The sequence below is a fragment of the Primorskyibacter sedentarius genome (assembly GCF_004342065.1).
In the GTDB taxonomy this organism is placed as follows: Bacteria; Pseudomonadota; Alphaproteobacteria; order Rhodobacterales; family Rhodobacteraceae; genus Primorskyibacter; species Primorskyibacter sedentarius.
Window position 1 is genome coordinate 1 of record NZ_SLZU01000076.1, and the last position, 1,521, is coordinate 1,521.

Below are 1,521 nucleotides of genomic sequence, written 5' to 3' on the forward strand. Positions count from 1 at the left end.
CAGAACTGCGTGCATTGCAAGACCTGCGACATCAAGGATCCGGCGCAGAACATCACATGGACCACGCCGCAGGGCGGGGACGGACCAAACTATCCAAACATGTAAACGAATGCGCCACGACCCGCACTTCTGACAATGACAAAGCAAGGACAATGGAATCCAGCCATCTGATTTGATTGCACGCGTGGGTGGGAAACCCTCCTGTCCGATTTGTTGATAATCGCCGAGGCCAGTATCGAAGCCGGTGCCGAGTGTGCAAACGATCAAATGACTCGATATCACCCAACCTGCATATGCTCCTTCGTCGAAAGAGGCAAAAGACATGGATCCGCTCCAGTCTGCCTGCGGTCACTTGCGACGACGACGGCAACTGCCCGTTTGGGTGGTCAGGGCGCCGGAGTGCTGCAAGGCGGCTGATGGCCTATTTGCAATGCCAAATGGCAAAGCCGAGCGTTCAAATGTATCCTCTTCCGTAGCACCGATTACAAGATCGCCAACCTGTCCGTCCGCAGTATTCGCCGCGCCCATCGCACACATGGCATTTAGTCCGTGTTGTTTCTGCCTCAACTAAAGCTGACCGATCATAAATTTCCCGAATTCTTTTGACTTGAGCGCTATCCCTTAGCTTCTGATGGTCCAATTTCTCTCTCGCACAGGCTTCGACATATCGCTTGCGCAAAAGTTTCAAAGCATTGGTTCGTTCTGGTTCTGCGAAATTCAAGGAGACGTAGTCGCTCAAAATCAGTAAATGCTTTGAACTATATTCGGTAGACATTCCGAGCCTCCGTCTTCGCACGTGGACCTTGTTTACGATGCCTGTTGAACTCTATTACTAACGGCAAATTCAAACGAAACGTCAGCAACGTACGAAGTCTAATTAAATTTGCCTCGCCAATAGTAGCATATTATGGCGTACATCCTAACGGCAGAGTAGTTCGCTGTGCCGTTGTTCGACCTACGGAAATGCTGCGCGATCAGCGAACGGCTGCAATGCCTACGCTGCGTCGCGGCGTTCTACCGGGTTTGCGCGACAATCAGGTGTGCTTTGCAAGTTTCTGCAAAGACCGCTATCTGCGCATCGCTGCCGGTCGCGCGGCCTGCAGCATCATCGATTACTGCATCAGGTGGTCGAGCGTCTGCTTCCGGCAAGTTGGCTTCGGCTTCTCGCACATGCGGCATGGATGTCGCCGCGCCAGGCACGAAGGTCTCGAAAGGGCTGCCTGCGGTCACCTGCGACGACGACGGCAACTGCCCAGGCCGGTGGTCACGACGTTGCAGTGCCGCAAGGCGGCAGGGAGCCCAGATTGACTTATGCTGCAATGCACATGAATGGCCGCTTCCACTGAAGTATGAATTGGCCTAGTACAGTTGCGAAATGATACGCCGAATAGCAACTTACACTGCCGCCTTCCTAGGCGCATTCACGGTCTGGATCAGCCTAGCACTGGTCGAAGCAATTAATCCGTTTCTGCCATACCAGTATCCGAGTCTAGCATTGTTTATGGGTTTGGGTTTTCCCGG

Annotated in this window: 1 protein-coding gene; it reads left to right on the forward strand. The window is 53.3% G+C overall.

Annotation, left to right across the window (positions count from 1 at the left end; all coding sequences use genetic code 11):
- Positions 1-105 (forward strand): 4Fe-4S dicluster domain-containing protein (locus tag EDD52_RS23535; protein WP_132248510.1); only part of this gene is annotated, 105 nt, incomplete at its 5' end.
- Between the last annotated feature and the right edge of the window lie 1,416 nt (positions 106-1,521).